Source organism: Gynuella sunshinyii YC6258 (assembly GCF_000940805.1).
Classification (GTDB): domain Bacteria; phylum Pseudomonadota; class Gammaproteobacteria; order Pseudomonadales; family Natronospirillaceae; genus Gynuella; species Gynuella sunshinyii.
In genome coordinates this window covers 6459429-6475959 of sequence record NZ_CP007142.1, presented here as the reverse complement: position 1 = coordinate 6475959, position 16531 = coordinate 6459429, and the positions used below count along the sequence as shown (strand labels likewise).

At 54.3% G+C, this 16531-nt stretch carries 13 protein-coding genes; 2 read left to right on the top strand and 11 right to left on the bottom strand.

The window, feature by feature from the left end; all coding sequences use genetic code 11:
* Nucleotides 1–228 precede the first annotated feature (228 nt).
* From YC6258_RS26815 to YC6258_RS26770, 10 genes are all read right to left on the bottom strand, one after another.
* Complete coding sequence (locus YC6258_RS26815; RefSeq protein WP_044619591.1) at nucleotides 229–1029, bottom strand: hypothetical protein; 801 nt, start codon at nucleotides 1027–1029, stop codon at nucleotides 229–231.
* Between the two features lie 5 nt (nucleotides 1030–1034).
* Entirely contained in the window at nucleotides 1035–5288 is a 4254-nt protein-coding gene (locus YC6258_RS30470; RefSeq protein ID WP_169749045.1) for a PAAR-like domain-containing protein, read from the bottom strand.
* The gene (locus tag YC6258_RS26805; RefSeq protein WP_044619590.1) at nucleotides 5281–6291 is read right to left on the bottom strand and encodes a hypothetical protein; all 1011 of its coding nucleotides are present in this window, start codon (nucleotides 6289–6291) and stop codon (nucleotides 5281–5283) included. The genes YC6258_RS30470 and YC6258_RS26805 overlap by 8 nt, the downstream gene beginning before the upstream one ends.
* Nucleotides 6278–7312, bottom strand: coding sequence for a DUF2169 family type VI secretion system accessory protein (locus YC6258_RS26800; RefSeq protein ID WP_044619589.1), 1035 nt, complete (start codon nucleotides 7310–7312; stop codon nucleotides 6278–6280). Before YC6258_RS26800 ends, YC6258_RS26805 begins: the two co-directional genes overlap by 14 nt.
* Nucleotides 7299–8306 (bottom strand): hypothetical protein, encoded by a 1008-nt coding sequence (locus YC6258_RS26795; RefSeq protein ID WP_044619588.1) that lies wholly within the window; start codon nucleotides 8304–8306, stop codon nucleotides 7299–7301. The genes YC6258_RS26800 and YC6258_RS26795 overlap by 14 nt, the downstream gene beginning before the upstream one ends.
* A gap of 153 nt (nucleotides 8307–8459) precedes the next feature.
* Nucleotides 8460–8879, bottom strand: coding sequence for a hypothetical protein (locus tag YC6258_RS26790; protein WP_044619587.1), 420 nt, complete (start codon nucleotides 8877–8879; stop codon nucleotides 8460–8462).
* A 218-nt stretch (nucleotides 8880–9097) separates the two neighbouring features.
* The gene (locus YC6258_RS26785) at nucleotides 9098–10495 is read right to left on the bottom strand and encodes a TRAP transporter large permease (RefSeq protein ID WP_044619586.1); all 1398 of its coding nucleotides are present in this window, start codon (nucleotides 10493–10495) and stop codon (nucleotides 9098–9100) included.
* A gap of 3 nt (nucleotides 10496–10498) precedes the next feature.
* Entirely contained in the window at nucleotides 10499–11098 is a 600-nt protein-coding gene (locus tag YC6258_RS26780; protein ID WP_044619585.1) for a TRAP transporter small permease subunit, read from the bottom strand.
* A gap of 114 nt (nucleotides 11099–11212) precedes the next feature.
* Nucleotides 11213–12211 (bottom strand): C4-dicarboxylate TRAP transporter substrate-binding protein, encoded by a 999-nt coding sequence (locus YC6258_RS26775; RefSeq protein WP_044619584.1) that lies wholly within the window; start codon nucleotides 12209–12211, stop codon nucleotides 11213–11215.
* Nucleotides 12212–12634: 423 nt separating this feature from the next.
* Nucleotides 12635–13543: a LysR family transcriptional regulator gene (locus tag YC6258_RS26770; protein ID WP_044619583.1), complete on the bottom strand. Its 909-nt coding sequence runs from the start codon at nucleotides 13541–13543 to the stop codon at nucleotides 12635–12637.
* 94 nt (nucleotides 13544–13637) lie between these two features.
* Between YC6258_RS26770 and YC6258_RS26765 the strand changes: the two genes are divergently transcribed.
* Nucleotides 13638–14606, top strand: a complete 969-nt coding sequence (locus tag YC6258_RS26765; RefSeq protein ID WP_044619582.1) for an NAD-dependent epimerase/dehydratase family protein — start codon at nucleotides 13638–13640, stop codon at nucleotides 14604–14606.
* Between the two features lie 159 nt (nucleotides 14607–14765).
* On the top strand, nucleotides 14766–15188 hold the full coding sequence (locus tag YC6258_RS26760; RefSeq protein ID WP_044619581.1) for a DUF1801 domain-containing protein: 423 nt from the start codon (nucleotides 14766–14768) through the stop codon (nucleotides 15186–15188).
* Nucleotides 15189–15246: 58 nt separating this feature from the next.
* On the opposite strand, the gene YC6258_RS26755 is transcribed toward YC6258_RS26760, so the two are convergent.
* Nucleotides 15247–16395 (bottom strand): glycoside hydrolase family 88 protein, encoded by a 1149-nt coding sequence (locus tag YC6258_RS26755; protein WP_044619580.1) that lies wholly within the window; start codon nucleotides 16393–16395, stop codon nucleotides 15247–15249.
* Nucleotides 16396–16531: the final 136 nt, after the last annotated feature.

Below are 16531 nucleotides of genomic sequence, written 5' to 3'. Positions count from 1 at the left end.
CCCTCTGGCCGGGCGGGCCTTCCCTTTTTGTGTGCCCAAAAAGTGAAATAAAAAGGGCACCCCAGCTCTGTTGGGCTTCGCCTGTTCGCTGGCGCGAACACCCTTGGCAGGATGACTGCGGGTTGAGAGCCGTTTGGGTTCGGTCCTGCCTCATCCAAACTCTCCAAAACGTCCTGTTTTGGAGACTCTCAGCAGTCATCCCGCCAAGGGCAACAGGGATGGGGAAGGTCAAGGGGCACCCGGTGGACACAAAGGTGGATTAAAAATACGTTCTTTGGGCATGGGTTTGTACCAAATATCTTCCCCTGTTTTTTGGTTATTGCTGATGATCAGGTGCAAGCATGGGGGAATGGATTGTTGTTTATCCATGAACCGGGCAATCATGTTCCATTCTTTTTGGAAGTCCTCTTTATTCATACCATGCATGCTGATGCCCTCTTTACGAGGGCGTTGTCCAGGACGGCAGGTGTTTGTGCGGATAATGGTGTGCCATTGATGAGTGCCCATGGTATGAATGGTTCTGAAGGCAGAGAGTTCAACATCTTTAAAGGGCACGGTCAGGGATTCATCGGTGGCCACTTTGGGAAAGGTCACTGTGCCATATTCGCGGCTGAAAATGATGTAGCTGAAGCCGTCTTTTTTGGCCAGTTGGCGGACCCAGAGGCCTGAGAAAAGGAAGAAAAATCCAGCAATCCAAAAACACCATATTGCCCAACCATAGTCATTGTTGAGCCATGGAAAAAAACCTGATTCACCTTCTGCTAATCCGTTGATTAACAGTGTTATCAATACACCTAATGCCAAGAAAAACAACCCTGTATCTACACCGCCCAGCTTTAGTTTTGAGCCAGCAGTACTGAAATACCCCAGATGGTAACCATCACAAGGAATGGCAAGATGTTCAGTGGGTATTGCACCTATAGGGTCTTTTTTTAGTTTATAGGTATCAAAATCACTGTCTGCCGGCGCTGTTTCCAATCCGGGAGTGATGGTGATGCAGTCTTTTTCATCAGGGATATAAGTGTGCATGATGTTTATCCTGTGGGTTGTCCGGTGATCAGGTGAATGGCAGGTTCACCGGGTTTATCCAGGGGTATTTGGTCAACAGGTCTGGGGGCGTGCAAACGGAATGTTTGCTCTATCCAGGGCTGGTCTTCCGCCTTAAAGGGAGCCTGAGAGCGTGTTGGTTTAGGTAGTACCAGAGGTTCTGGGATAGCATTACTAAAGTGCTCGGTTTGGCCTTTGGGGAAATACCGAAGGCTGTATTTGAGTTCTATGCTTTGTGACTGTTGTAGCAGTGAATGAACGGCCTTGTATTTAAAGTACATGGAACTGCCCATGCCGTCTTTATGAGGTGACGACTCACAGGCAGACCAGTCAATATGAGGCTGGTGGCTCGTGGGCGGCGTGCTATCCATGCTGAGTGGTTGCCAGGGGGCTTGTTGGCCGGCAGGTCTCCACCAGAGAGAATGTTCAATTTGGCTTTTACCGTCAGCCCAGGCAGGTGTCTGTATACTAAGCTGGAAACGGGTATTCCAGAAATCACGATTAGTCATAGGGATGGAATGGTCGTCGAAGAAGCTTATTCTAGGGGTATTGAACATAGCCCCGAGTTCTTCCAGAGCTAGTGCTGGCCAATGCTGCCAGTCTTTGTGATTTGGATCATCAAGGGATGTACGGGATTTGCCAAAGGGGGTATCTTCAAGCCAGTTCTCCAGTGGTGTATCCGTGAATATCCAACTAAGAGACAACCCACCGATAATCAACAAGAACGCTATAATGCTGAGCACAACAACCACTGAGGCTTCTACAATTAATACGCCCCCAAAAATGGCTGTGATAATAACAGCAACATCTACCAGCAAGCCGATTAAAGAGCCGATCGCCAGCATGCTGTTGGCAATCATTCCCCAGATATCGTTCCTGCGCCAGGCTTTGTAGGTATCGGTTGTGCCGGAGTAAACACCAAAAATGTTTGCCGCAAAGGATGCGATTGTCATCAATTTAAAAGCATTATATTTTTTGATTGCTACTTGCGTTTGCAGGCTGTCCAGTCGTGCGGTTAAATCTCCACGTAAAGCTTTTTGGGCTAGTGAGAGTTCTTCTTGGGTAAATTTGCCATACATAAACTCAATATGTTTTCCGTGGATCTGTGCTGTGATAGCTGTTAATGCTGCAAAGCCTCCTCCAACACCGACAACAAACTCTCCAATTTTTTTCTTCTCACTAAACACCTTATACATATTCCAGATTTCAACCCCGGCCATGAGGCTGAACAGGATATTGTAACCCCGGTAGATCACAACGGCTTTGGCATTGCCCAGTTTGTATTCCTGTGCCACGTGTGCTTTGGCAATCTGATCAACGTCCATGTTCATAATGGCTTTGTAGTGGTCGAGTCGGGTGGTGAGTACTTCTGCCATCTTGGCTCGCAGTTTGATGTCGATGCGTTTACTCACGAGGAAGTTGTATTGCCGATCTGTCAAACCGTGTTCGCGAACCAGGCGGCTGATTCGATTTTTAATATATACCTTTAGCGTTTCTGTCGTTTTGGGAAGTTCTTCAAAATAAATAACATCGCGACGAAGGTTGATATCAAGAGTACGCTGTTTTCGAAATGCTACCACGGTGATCGTGCCGCTGGTGTCCATCACGAATCGTGGATCGTTCATGTCCTGGGTCATGATGTTGTGGATCAGTTGGTTCAACGGTTTACGTTTTAGTGCTGAACCAGCCGGGACGGATGCCATTTCTCCATTTTTTAGCGGCGTTATGACCAGGTCGCCTTCACCATCCAGGGCATCCAGCAGTTTTTGATATTCCTGTTTGGCCAGCTTTTTGCGTAGTAACAGATCTACAGGAATGGCGTTATCCGGAAAAATGCCTTGCAGGTATTCTTCAAGTTTTACATCAACTTCAATGAAGATGTTGGTTGCAGACTGGATAGCCTGTAAAACTCTTTTCAGGTAATTACCTTGTGCTGATAACCGACCCTTCAAGCCGGACTTTATATCCTCGGCTTTGAGGTCCGGTAAGGAAATAAACTGGTTGTAAAGCGCGAACCAGAAAGACACAAGGCTTTTGGAGTTGCCGAAAGAATCGTTGTCGGTAGGGTCTGCCCGCCGCTGGGCAGCGGCTTCTGCCTGTCGGACTTTGTCCACATTTCGGACTTTGTCCACATTAAAAAACGGCACTTCCATACTTTCCCAGTCATCGACACCTTCACCGGTGCTTTTGGGAAACAGCAGGTTGCAGAGTTTGTGTGGGTCTGCGTCCGGGTGGGCGCCAAAGAGTCTAAGAATCAGGTCTTCACCGGGGTCTTGTCGGGCCAGTTCGTCGAGGAATTTTTCGTCGGGCAGCAGTCCCTGGAACTGGTTGGCCGGGTGGCCTTTGAGGGTGAAGGCAAGGGCCAGAAAACGTTTGGGCAGTTTGTAGAGGTTGTCGACGGGCAGGTAGCCGTAGTCCATCAGTGCTTCGATGAGGTTGCCTGCCTCTTCGTCGTCGAATACCTCGGTCAGGTCCTGTTTGCTTTTCAGGACGTGGCGGGCCAGTTGTTTCAGGGTGTCGAGTTGGAAGTATTGGGTGAAGTATTCCTGGTCGAGTTTTTTACTGCCTGCTTCTTTGAGTTGTTCCAGCGCGGTTTTGGTGTCGTCGTCGAGTTCGATGTTTTTTTCGTCGAGTTGCAGTGGCGCGCGGTTGAACAGGTTGTTGATGGTGTAGCCGAGGGTGTATTTGTCGGCACGGTTGTTTTTGGGATCCAGACAGACGCCGTTGGCTTCCGGGTTGACCAGTGGATCGGCCGTGGTGCCTTCACGCAGACCACTGATGATCTGGTCGATGCGCTGACGGTATTCGAGGTGGTTGGCGTTATGGCCTAACGCGAGGCCGACCGGGTCTTTGAGTTTGAGTACGTAACCCTGCTGGTACATGGCCTGTTCGAGGTTGACGGCTTCACCCATGCGTTTTTGCCGCAGAGTGGCAGCGTCTTCGGGGATTTCGTCCTGTGGCCGGATTTGCAGCAGTTGGTCCGGCTGGAGGCTGTCAGGATCACTGATGCCATTGAGATCGGCGAGGCTCTGCCAGTCTTTGACGGCCGGATATTTCAGGGCGATCTGTTCGAGGGTTTCGCCTTCCTGAACCCGGTGTTGCAGGCGTGGATCTTCGGGATTCATGCCTCCCAGAGTCACGATGCGCTGCCAGCTCCACTGTACTTCGGAATAGGCGACGTGTACTTCGCAGGTTTCTCCCAGCAGGCTTTTGGGCAGTTCCAGCAGGTGCTGGTTGCTGCCGGTTCCCAGACGTTGCTGGTGGCTGATGCCGTTGTCATCAATGGAGTTCAGGCTTTCACCGTCGGTTCCCTGCCAGGTTTGCAGGTCCACTTCGCGCAGGGTGCCGTTGGGCATGACCTGCAGTTCCCGCCACAGGTAACCATTCACGTAAACGTACAGCCAGCCTTCCAGTAACAGGGCGCTCTCGGCCTGGTGGGTGTTGAGGCTGAGGTAGCGCTGTGGTTGCAGCAGTATCAGTTGGGTGTCGGCATTAGTGATGCTTTCGTCTTTGGGGACGTTACTGGAGGTGCCTAATGGCACCAGGATGGTTTGTCCGGTTTTGTGTACCCAGGGGTTGGTTTCCTGCACGTTGAGGGCCAGTGGCGATTCATCGGTGAGGATGTCTTCGAGCCAGACCATTCCGTAGTAAGTGCCAGGCGCGTTGGCGGCAATGATCGGTCCCTGAGGTGTTTGCAGATGGCAGACGCTGCCGGTGTAAGCAAGCTTGCGGGTCTCCAGGTCTTCGTTGACCGGGCCGTTGAACACTACCATGTTGTGGTTGGGGCCTTCCCGGGTGGCAATGGTTTCCGGTGCCACTGCCGAGCTGGCCTGTGGCGCCATGCCAAGACTTTGCATCAGTGGTGCCGGTGGGGTGTTCTGTTTGTTGGAGACCATGAGGTCCATCGCCCGGGTGGCGGCGACCCCTTCAAAAAATACGTTGGCACTGCCCATGATAAACGAGGCTTCGCCGGTGATCTGACCGGAACGAATGCCTTTGCGGGTACCTGCTTCGTCACCCATGCTTTTGGCAAAAACGGAGTCTTTGGTACAGGCCGGATTGCCATTGATTTTGACACTGGAGGCGGTTTTGTCTGCGTCTTTGCTTTGGGCGATGTTGGTGTATGGGATGGGTACAACCGGCTTGCCGACTTTGGTCAGGCAGACGTCAACGGTGGTCAGTATGCCTTTGGAGTCTTTGTGAACGGCACTGCGGTTGTTGATCAGAATATTATCAGACATGTGCAATCTTCCTTGTGTCAGAGGTGTTATCAGTCAGTCGCCAGTAGTGACGGTTGTGGCCATCGTTGATCAGGATGCCAACCCCGGTCAGTGGCTGCATCAGTGTGTGCAGGCGTTGACGGGCCAACAGTAAACCCAGTGGCAGGCTGGCCATGCCGATGTCCCCCAGGGTTCGATAAATGGATAAAAACGGGTCACCGGGGCCGCGATCGGGATCCGGCTCGAAGGCCGGCCATAGCCCGGTGGATGTGTGGTACAGCTCTGCCGCAGTGGCGCGGCTGAGGTCATCATTGCTGAGGTATTCGGCCCAGGCCGGCTGGTGTTGTCGAATGTCGTTGTCGGCAGCCGTTAGCAGGGCGGTGCGGATGCCGGCACCGGGATCCTCTTCCGGACCTTCCTGGGCGGCGGCAAACGAGACCTGGCAACCGGCAGGTGAATGCCGTTGCCAGTGAGTCAACACCATGGCTTCACCGGGGATGCGGCCTTCGGGTTGATCCAGCACGCTGAAAACCCGTGGGCCATTCTGTTGCAACCATTCAGAATGGCAGCAGCTGTCAATGCTGAGCCAGTACCACTGAGGGATTTGAGGATGTTGTTGCAGGGCCGCCTGCCATTGCGTCATGGCTGTTGACAGTTCAGAGGCCTGAATGGTGACGGAAGCATTGTCCAAGCCCAGCATTCGCAGTTGTTCTGGTGTCAGCGTCAATGGTGCGGTGATCAGTAACCCATGGTCTGCAAGATCGATATCCGGCAGCCATTCTGCGGCTTTCTCGAGCAGCAGCAGGTTATGCAGAGTCACTTCATCGAAGTCTGCATCGAGTATCGGGGCCGCACTGGGCACGATGGCCTGACCATTGGCCATCACGGCCTGACTTTCTACCGATACGGTGGCCGGATGGCCGGTGGCGATGTCTGCAAACAGCATGGCCAGATCAGTACCCGCAGCAGTCAATGCCTGGCCATCGGTCAATGTCAGTTCGGTGAAGATATCAAACCGTTGCATCGTCACCCTCCGGGCTTTGCGGGTCGATCAGCATGATGCGGGCGGTATCCGGATTGTAGAGATCATCACCGATTCCGGCGCGGAACAGCAGGTGCAGTTGTCGGTCACTGGTGTTCACCATCAGGGTATCCCAGGTCAAGGTAAGGAGTTCCGGTTTTTTGCCCTCGCTCAGTCGCCAGAGTTGCGGTGCAGGTGCGGGCAGCGGCAATACCAGTTCTGGAGCTTCTGCGTACCAGCCCTGCAGGTGCAGGCGGCTGTCAGTTTCCGGAGGCTGTTTCAGCTGTTGGTCTGCCGGTGCATAGTTGTAGAGATTTTGCGGGGTTGACTGGGTGTAAGGACACAGGCCGGCCACTGCTTTATCTGCATCTAAAGCACTGAAGGCCTCGACTCTCGGTGACCAGTGGCTGGCGACTGGGCCAAATCCCGCAGGGGAGCGCTTCTGGCCGGGCTTCAGCAGCAGCGGTTCGCCTTCCTGTTGTGGCAACGGGTGTTGCAACAGCTGGCTTTTAGGGAGTTTGTGCCAGCAGACACCGACCGGATTTGAGTCGAAGCGTTCTTCTTTTTCCGGGTGGTTGCCGCCATAGGCGTGTTCCCAGCGCGGCTCAAATTGACCAATCGGCGCGGGTTTGCCTGGAGCGGTGCCCCAGATGGACGACTGCCATTGGCGCGGACCAAAGATATTCACGGTTTTCTGCCAGATGGTTTTGTCACGTTGCTGTAGTTTTGCCTGCAGTCGCTGGGCACAGATATGAGGTTTTGGATACATCATGCCCTGAATCAGAATCTCAAAGCCGGATTTGAAGGGCACGGTGTCGGTGCACAGATCGAGACTGGAACTCTCGGGGTCATCGGCAAATACATCGCTGTAGTTCAGTGGGGCAGATTCCGGCAATGGCGACAGGCTGCCATCCAGCTCAAACTGATAGCCGATTTTCACCACAGCAGTCTGTTGCCACTGGCCTTCAAAGGCCCAGCCGGGTATCAGATCTGCCTGCCAGGGAGTGTGATTATCGAGCTGCATGAGCGTGCTCCCCAGACTGTGGATTCAGTACCTGTAGCCGGTGTAAGTGCCAGCTCTGGTGCATATCGGGCAGATATTGCTGTTGCTGGTATTGCCGCAACCACCACAGTGGCTCAGTGATCTGACCACAATACTGTTGCAGAAAGATCTCCAGTTCAGCCGTTTGTAGCGGTTTGCCATGTAACAGAGGCAGTGGCATCTGCTGATGTTGTTGCCACCAGACTTGGGCTGTTGAGGGATCTGGTAGTTTTGGACCTTGTGACCGTTTCTGACCATCGATGCTGCCGACCGTAGGTTGCCAGCTTAAAGTCTGGCCACTCATCATTTCCCAGACCACTGCTGCCTGATGCGCCGTATGGGGAGTTTCCAGCGCATGCAGGATGCGCTCACAGGCGTCAGGCCGGGCACACAGCCAGTAGGCCGACCAGATTTGTTCAGGATGTTCCGCTTCAAGCCGGCTCAGTGTCTCGAAAGCATGGGCATCACCGGCACGGACAGCCAGTGCCAGCGCATACAACCGCTCATGGCCGGATGTCATGGTGGCAAAGTGATCGACTGCTTCAAACTTATGTTGCTGTAGCAGTTGAGTCATGGCGGTTTTCCAGTCATGACCGGTAGTTGTTTCAGGTGTTGTCAGTATGTCTGTCCAGGCATCGTCTTCGGTGGTTGCCAGTGGCTGGCTCAAAATGGTGGCCTGGCGGATAGCGGCTGTATGTTCGGGTGTTTGCGGCAGATCGCTGATGAACGCCTGGCAGTGGTCACGGGCTTCATCGTTGAGGCGGTATATCAAAATGGCAGCACAGATCTCCTCTGCCGAGGTACCCGGTTGCAGGGCTGACCAGTGTGGTACCAGCGCCTGTAATTGCAGCCGTATTTCGTGTTCGAGGATGGCGGCGGTGCGAGCCTCTGTCAGACCCGCATACAAGCGGGTCCGCCGTTTCAATCGTTTTATCAGGCTCGACCAGTGACGCTCCAGCGGTATTCCATTACTCATGTGCAGTCCTGTGGGGCCTCTGAAAAATAGAAATAGTTTTGATGCAGGCCTGGAAGCACCACTCGCAACACCACAGGTTACTGGCGTAAATGAGGATGTGAGACTGGAGCTGACAATGTCCTGCGCGAAAATAGGCCATTTTTCAGAGGTTCCCTAGTTCAGTTTAACGGTCTGACCCTGAATCGTATGACTGTGCTCTGCTTCGGCGTGGATATCCTGACCCTGAAGGCTCAGACAGCCCTGGCTGTCGATCAGGATTTCACCTTTCGGGGTGTGCAGGCGAAGGCTTTTGCCGGCGCTGATGGTCAGGCGGCCCTGAGCATCGTATTGCAATGGCAGTGGATGTTCTCCCTGACGCAGTAAACGGTGCAGCACGAAATAACTGTCGCCCTGCTGTTCCACCATGACCTGATCATCCGTTTGCAGGCCCAGTATGGCGGCCGAACAGTGGGTCAGTGGCACAGTCATAATCTGCTGCTGATAAGTCAGCTCAATGGCATCGGTGTTGATACGTCTGACCCGGGCAGTGAAATGGGTCGGGGAAGAGGATTGAGATTGCAGAACAAGCGACATATTGACTAATCCTTTTTAGTAAAAAGTTCCTGTTTGGGCCGGCTTTGCACGCAAGGCCCGAATTCCAACTACGTCTTAAAGATTCAGAGATTGATAGGACAGAGTATTGTCCGCCGGTTGCCACAGTTTAGTCAAAACGAGAATGCCAAAATGTGAAACGATTCTGATCTTGCCGTTTTCCAGGCCGGAATTTGGCTGATTTTTGCCGATGATCCGGATCAGTTGTGCATGAGTCCCGGCAACCATAACACAATCCCCGGAAAACATATCAGCGTGGCAACGGTGACAACATCGGCAATGAAAAACGGTGAAGCACCCCGAAAGACATCCTGTACGCTGATATCCTTGCGTACACCGGCGACAATAAAACAGTTAAGACCAATCGGTGGGGTGATCAGGCATAGCTCCGCCATTTTGACGACAATGATGCCAAACCAGATGGCGCAGCCTGCGCCGGACATTCCGAATGCCGAATCGGCAGCGCTGACCTGTTCGCCGCCGTTGAGGGCGATGATGGCAGGGTAAACCACTGGCAGTGTCAGCAGCAGCATGCCGATAGCGTCCATGAACATGCCCAGAATGGCGTAGGCGCACAAAATCAGCAACAGCGTAATATACGGGCTCTGTTGCAGAGAGGTAAGCCAGTCGGAGAAGGCATGAGGCAGATCCGCAAACCCCAGGAAGCGCACATAAATAAGGACTCCCCAGATTATGGTGAAGATCATCACCGTCAGTTTGGCCGCTTCCATCAGGGCTTCTTTCAGGTTTTGCCAGCGCATGCCATTGATGAGTGCCATGATCAGTACGACAAATGTACCCAGGGCCCCTGCTTCGGTGGGGGTGCCGATACCGCCGTAAATACAGATGAAGATGATGGCCACGACAACAAAAATCGGCAATGTGGCCGGTACGGTCTGCCAGCGCTGTTTCCAGCTGAAGCCACGCACTGGAGGACCGAGGTCCTTCCGTATCAGGGCCAGACCGATCACCAGCGCCGCGTAGATGACGGCAGACACCGCGCCCGGAACAAAACCTGCCAGCAACAGGTCTCCGACATCCTGCTCAACAATGATGGCGTAGATCACCAGAATGGCGGATGGTGGAATCAGTGACGCCAGAGTTCCGCCGGCCGCCACGACACCGGCCGCAAACCGGCGGTCATAACCCAGCTTCAGCATTTCCGGAATGGCGATACGGGCAAAGACGGCTGAGGTGGCAACCGATGCGCCAGAGACCGCGGCAAAACCGGCAGTGGAAAAGACGGTCGCGACGCCAAGCCCGCCCGGTAACCAGCCTAGCCAACGTTTGGCCGCTTCGAACAGCGTGTGGGTCAGGCCGGCATGAAAGGCCAGATAACCGATCAGAATAAATGTCGGGATCAGCGATAACGATAAGGTGGTGGCCTTGGAGTGAGGAATCGTGCCGGCCATCTTAATGGCCACCAGCACGCCCCGTTCAAATCCCATTTTGGCCGAGAATATCCATATTAAACCCAGAATACCGGCTCCGGCGGTGGCAAATGCCACTCTGACGCCAAGGATGATCAACACCAGCATCAGAGTGGAGATAACGATGCCGATGGTGATTGGATCGGCAGTGCTGAAAAATGCGCTCATGGGTTATTCCTCATCCAGGGCCGCGGCTTCACGCTGTGCCTGGGCGGCATGGTCCTCAACCATGGGGACGCCGGCAGGATGCGGATCGTTGCGCATAAATGCACGCCCATATCCCCAGAGTTGCAGCAGTAGCCGAACGACCAACAGCAGCAGTGCCAGTGGCACGATCAGTTTGGCCGGCCAGATCGGCAGACCGATATCCATGGAGCTGTCGCCATGGCTGAACGCGCGGTAGAAATGCAGATAGGTGCCATACACCAGCGCAGCGGTAATCACCAGCATGAACAGCGTCGAGATACATTCGATGATCCACAGGGCTCTGCCTTTCAACAGCGATAGCACGATGTCCATCCGAATGTGGCCACCCTGGCGCTGACAGTAGGCAAGACCGAGAAACGCAAATACCGCCATGGCCTGTTCCACCCAGTCCACGTAACCGATCACCGGTTGATTGAACAGCCAGCGGCCGAGGGCATTGATGACGGCCAGCATGACCAGCAGAAAAATGGTGATGCCGCCGAGCAGATTCAGCCAGGATTCGAATATGAAGTAGTAGCGCTCCCAACGGCTGAAGCGGCTGTTATCGCTGATAATATGCGTCATGAAGTGTTGTCCTGATGACTCGTTGCCGGGCTGGCGTTGACCGGTGTCCGATAAACCCGGGTGTTCTGAACGCCGACACCCGGATTCCGCAGAGCAGTGGTCACATAACCCGGGTTACTCCGGTGTCAGTGTTTTGATGACCAGATCGTACAGCTCCTGCGCGGGAATCCCTTTGTCGTTCATTTCCCTGATCCAGGCATCACGCACCGGGCCTGCGGCCTGATCACGAAACGCCTGAAGCTCGGTCGGCGAAAACGTGACCTGATCAATTTGACGTTGTTGCAGCTTGGGTCCCCAGGCCGCCATCGTCTGTTGATTGTAGTAATCCAGGTAATACGCCAGTGCTTCGTCGACGGAACCCAGCAGGGCCTCACGGTATTCAGGTTTCAGGTCATTGAGAGCGTCAATGCTGACGGCCACCGGGCAATTGACGGTTCCAGGATTGAGATTGGTGGTCCACCAGCTGGCGGCTTCGATGGTTCCAAATGACATGTGGGCATGAGGGGCAAAGGAAGCCGCAGTAATGACACCGGAATCCATGGCCTGCCGGACTTCGGTGGCTGACATCGAGGTGGGCACTGCACCGATGATGGACAGTGCCTCGCCAATACCGCCTGTGGCGCGGATGCGCATGCCTTTGAAGTCCGCCAGCGAGTGCGGTGTCGGACCGACTCCGGCGATGTTGTACTGCGGCAGCGGAGAGGGCATTAACAGGCTGGCGTTCCAGCGGGCCAGATCCCGTTCAACCGCAGGATGCCGGTACACTTTTTGGGACACGGCAATTTCCTGTTCCAGAGTCCCGACGCCCAGAAATGGCAGTTCCAGCACCGTGAGCGTCGGGTTTTTATCCGGATGGTAGCCGGCGCAGAATTGAGCCATTTCAAATGCGCCGATGGCGAGGCCGTCGAGATTTTCCCGGTTATTGGATAACCCGCCATAGGACAGATTCAAGGTAAATCCGCCATCGGTTTTGGCCGCCACCAGTTGGGCCAGTTTTTCCACATGTTCGGTAAACGCCCGGCGCTTTCCCCACAGTGAGACGTGCCATTCAGTGGCCGCGACGGCACTGGACAGACACAACGACAGCAAAAGAGAAATGGTTTTGATCAACATCGGAGATTCCTGTTTCGTTATTGTTCTGGAAGTCCGACTGCTTAGCCCGTGGTGATCATTTGAACGGGCTAACGAACGGGTTTCACTTTAACGACTGTCGAGGGCCTGTCTACAATAATTTCATCGGCCTGCTGAGAGCCAGTTTCACTCAAATCCAGGCGCGAGGAGCGATATTAGTGGGCCTAAATGAGCGACGAGCAACGCCGAGTTGAGTGAAACTGGCCTCAGCCTGGAAGGTTATGGCTAAAAAGGCCGCACTCTGCGTTGGTCAACGTTCGCTTAGAATGACTAAGCTTCACGTTAACCGCCTTAACTGCGGCCTTTTTAGCCAATAACAGGTTCGACGAAATTATTGTAGACAGGCCCTAGTGGCCAAACAACCGTTAATGAACAACGAATGTACAGCGCCGGGCTATGAGCGGGTCAATTGTCGGCGGCTGTTGCAGGATCGATATAGTGCTGCAGTCCGGATACCAGAGCGTCAAAGACCGCCCGGCAGGATGGGTTCTGGCGCAGGTTTTCGTGCATGGTGATCCAGGTTTCCAGGATCAAAGGAATCTGGCCCGGCAGTACCGCCACCAAGCGTGGATCGGCCTCGGCCAGCCGCTCCTGACAGACTCCAATGCCGGCTCCTGCGCGGATCAGTGCCAGTTGGGCCAGATCGTTGTCGCTTCTCAGGGCAAAGCGTTCACGGGTCAGCTGTGGAATCGATTTGGCAGCGGTGCGGATAAAGGCTGTTGGCTGGTCAAAACCGATCAGCGCGTGGTGCTTGAGTTCATCGAACGTCGTTGGCATCCCATAACGGTCGATATAGTCCTGACTGGCATACAGGCCCAGGGCAATTTTACCGATCTGGCGGGCAATCAGCTGGGTCTGCTGCGGCCTGACCATTCGAACGGCAATATCCGCTTCCCGATGCAGCAGATCCTGAATCCGGTTTGAGAGCATCAACTCGATTTGAAGGGCTGGATGGCGATTGCGCAGTGCGGCGATGATGGGCGGTAACACTTCAACGCCGATGACTTCGCTGGCAGTTATCCGCACCACACCGCTGACGCCTTCATTCTGACTCGCTGCCGCTCTGGCCAGGGCGGCGGCGGTACTGGCCATGGCTTCGGCATGAGGTTTGAGTGCCAGAGCCGCATCCGTGGGCAGCAGACCACCCTGAGAGCGTATAAACAACGTCAGCTTCAGAGTGTTTTCCAGGGTTTCGATATGGCGGCCGATGGTGGGCTGAGTGCTGCCAAGTGCCCGCGCAGCAGCGGACAGAGAGCCTTCCTGCAAGACGCTCAGAAATGATCGGTAAAGTTCCCAGTTGATATCGTTGGTCATACAAAAATGTATAGCAGCTCTATGGATTTAGTCAATTTTGTTTGCTTGATAACCTTCCTACACTGGGGTCTCTCAAAACGATCAGGAGTGCATCATGCAAACATCAAGTACGGTATTAATATTGGGAGCCACGGGTGGTATCGGTGGCGAAGCGGCGCGTCAGCTGGCGGCCGCCGGCTGGACGGTCAGAGCCATGAGCCGGCGCAGCAAGATGGCCTCAGAGCATGATCACGGGATCGCCTGGGTGCACGGAGATGCGATGAATCGCCACGATGTCGACGTTGCCGCGCAGGGATGTGAGGTGATCCTTCACGCGGTGAATCCGCCCGGTTATAAAAACTGGCAGACGCTGGTATTGCCGATGCTCGAAAACACCATTGCCGCTGCTCAAAAACATGGGGCCATGATTGTGTTGCCGGGAACAGTCTATAACTACGGACCCGATGCCTTTCCGTTGCTGACGGAAGAAACCCCGCAGAACCCGCTGACCCGTAAAGGGCTGATTCGCCGGCAGATGGAACAGCGGCTGCGCGAATTTGCGGATGACGGCGGCCGGGTACTGATCGTGCGTGCCGGAGATTTTTTTGGTCCGGTGGCTGGAAACAACTGGTTTTCCCAGAGCATGATCAAGGTCGGTCGACGCGTCACTTCCGTGACCATACCTGGTCAGCCGGGAGTAGGGCATCAATGGGCATTTCTGCCCGATGTTGCGCGGACCATGGTGCAACTGCTGGAGCGGCGGCAACAGCTGGATCCGTTTGCCACGTTTCATATGGGTGGCCATTGGGATGACGATGGACTCAAGCTGGCCGAAGCGGTGTGCCGGGTGGTGAAACGTCACACCGGAACGGCCCCGAAAATGACCCGGTTTCCCTGGTGGCTGATCCGCCTGCTGGCGCCGTTTCAGCAGACCTTGCGGGAAATTCTGGAGATGCGCTACCTCTGGCGGCAGCCGGTGCAATTGAGTCATCAACGGTTAACCGCGCTGTTGGGGGAGGAGCCGCATACGCCGCTGGATCAGGCAGTGGAGGAAACATTGCGTGGGCTGGGGTGTCTGAATTAACCGTGTTGGCAGTCACGTTTGCAGCCAGACCGGTTCTTTTGACGGGTATGAAACCGATTGAATCCACCGCGAACACCATTACACTGATTTCCCTGCTCTGGTAAGCCGTCATCGCCGGGGTTGAGAGGCAGTTATTTTGAACCGTGGAGGAACTACCACATGAACCGCTCTGATTCTGGTGCCTGTCCATCCTCTGCTGCGCAGGTCGACAGTAAAATTGCTGAGTTTGATGACTGGCGTGGCATCGCGTTGACCCGTATACGTGAACTGATAAAAGCCGTAGAACCGGATGTTGAAGAGGTTTGTAAGTGGTTCAAGCCTAGCAATCCGACGGGTGTCCCGGTGTGGTCTTATGCTGGCATCATCTGTACCGGGGAGTCATATAAGGCGAAAGTGAAACTGACCTTTGCTCAGGGGGCTTTTTTGCCGGATCCCGCGGGACTCTTCAATGCCAGTCTCGAAGGTCGGCAGCGACGGGCGATTGACATTCACGAAGGGGATGAAATTGATGACGATGCTTTTAAGGCGCTGGTGGCTGCAGCCATTGCTTACAACGTTTCCGGAACCCGAAAAAACGACTGAACGCCGTTTACGATGACGGCAGGCAGGCCTCCGTCATCATGTCTCCCACGACAATGGTCTACCAGAAAAATGTTTTGTGTCCCTGCTGCCGCGCCAGGGCTTCGAGATAAAAATAATCCCCGTAAGGCAGCATGTTGTCATACAGTCCTTTACTGACATGGGATGCACCATGGGCTAACAGTCCTTCGGCTTCCGGCTGATCTGCCAGGCTGTATTCGCGATTCAGGGTATCAAGAATGGTGTCGGCAACCTTGCGGTAGGGGGTGCCAGCCGGTGTCAGTTCTGCTAATAACAGCAGGCCGGCGGCGTAGATGGCCGCTGCCGAGGAGTCGACGTATTGCGGCTGATCGGCAGGCAGATCGAAGTCCCAGACCGGTACACCGTTTGCCGGCAGGCGCTCCAGGGCATAATCCGCCAGACGGCAGGCCAGGCCGAGATAGCGCTGGTCACGGGTGTTCAGGAACATGTAGCAGAAACCATGTATCGACCAGGCCTGGCCACGGGCCCAGCAGCTGCTGTCGGCATAGCCCTGGGCGGTGGTGATGGCCAGGGGTTCACCGCTGTCCGGATTAAAGTTAAATGTGTGGCCGGTACTGTAGTCGGGGCGAATGAGGTGTTGAATGGTACTTTCCACATGGGCGGCGGCGATGTCGGAGAACTGGCTGTCGCCGGTTTCGCGGCTGGCCCAGTACAGCAAGGGCATATTTTCCATGCAGTCGATGATCATTTTGCCACGATTGCTGTAGACCTGTTGTCGTGATTCATCGTTTTCGTTCCAGGCCTGAATAAACCGGCCTTTCGGGTTAAACCGACCAGCCAGAATGCGTGCTGCCCTGAGGGCGGTTTCCCGGGCTTCTGCGTTGCCGGTCTGTTGATAATCAGCCACACAAGTCAGCGAATACATGAAGCCGAAATCATGAATGTAGCCTTCCGGGCGCTCAAGACGCTGCTGAAAATAGTGCCGAAACAAAATGGCTTTGTCCTTGAACACGGGATCCTGAGTCAGACTGTAGGCCAGCCATATCTGCCCCGGCCAGAAGCCTTCCACCCAGTCATCATTGTCGCAGTCGGCATATTTCAGGCCCGGCCCAGCGCCGATTTTGGGGAACCGGGTACCCACCTGATCAAGATTTTTACGGATGGCATTCACCGCCCGGTCCAGAGCTGAAGCCGTTGGTGTGGAATGGGAAGTCTGATGCTGGGACATGTGGGGGTATCCTGTTTTGGTTTTATTGTTTGGATGAATCTGAAGAGCCGCTGAAAAATGATCTGCTCAGAAGCTCTCTGACAATAGTTTGCACAATGATGCAAAAAATTGCGAATAATGCAAAAAATATTTGACA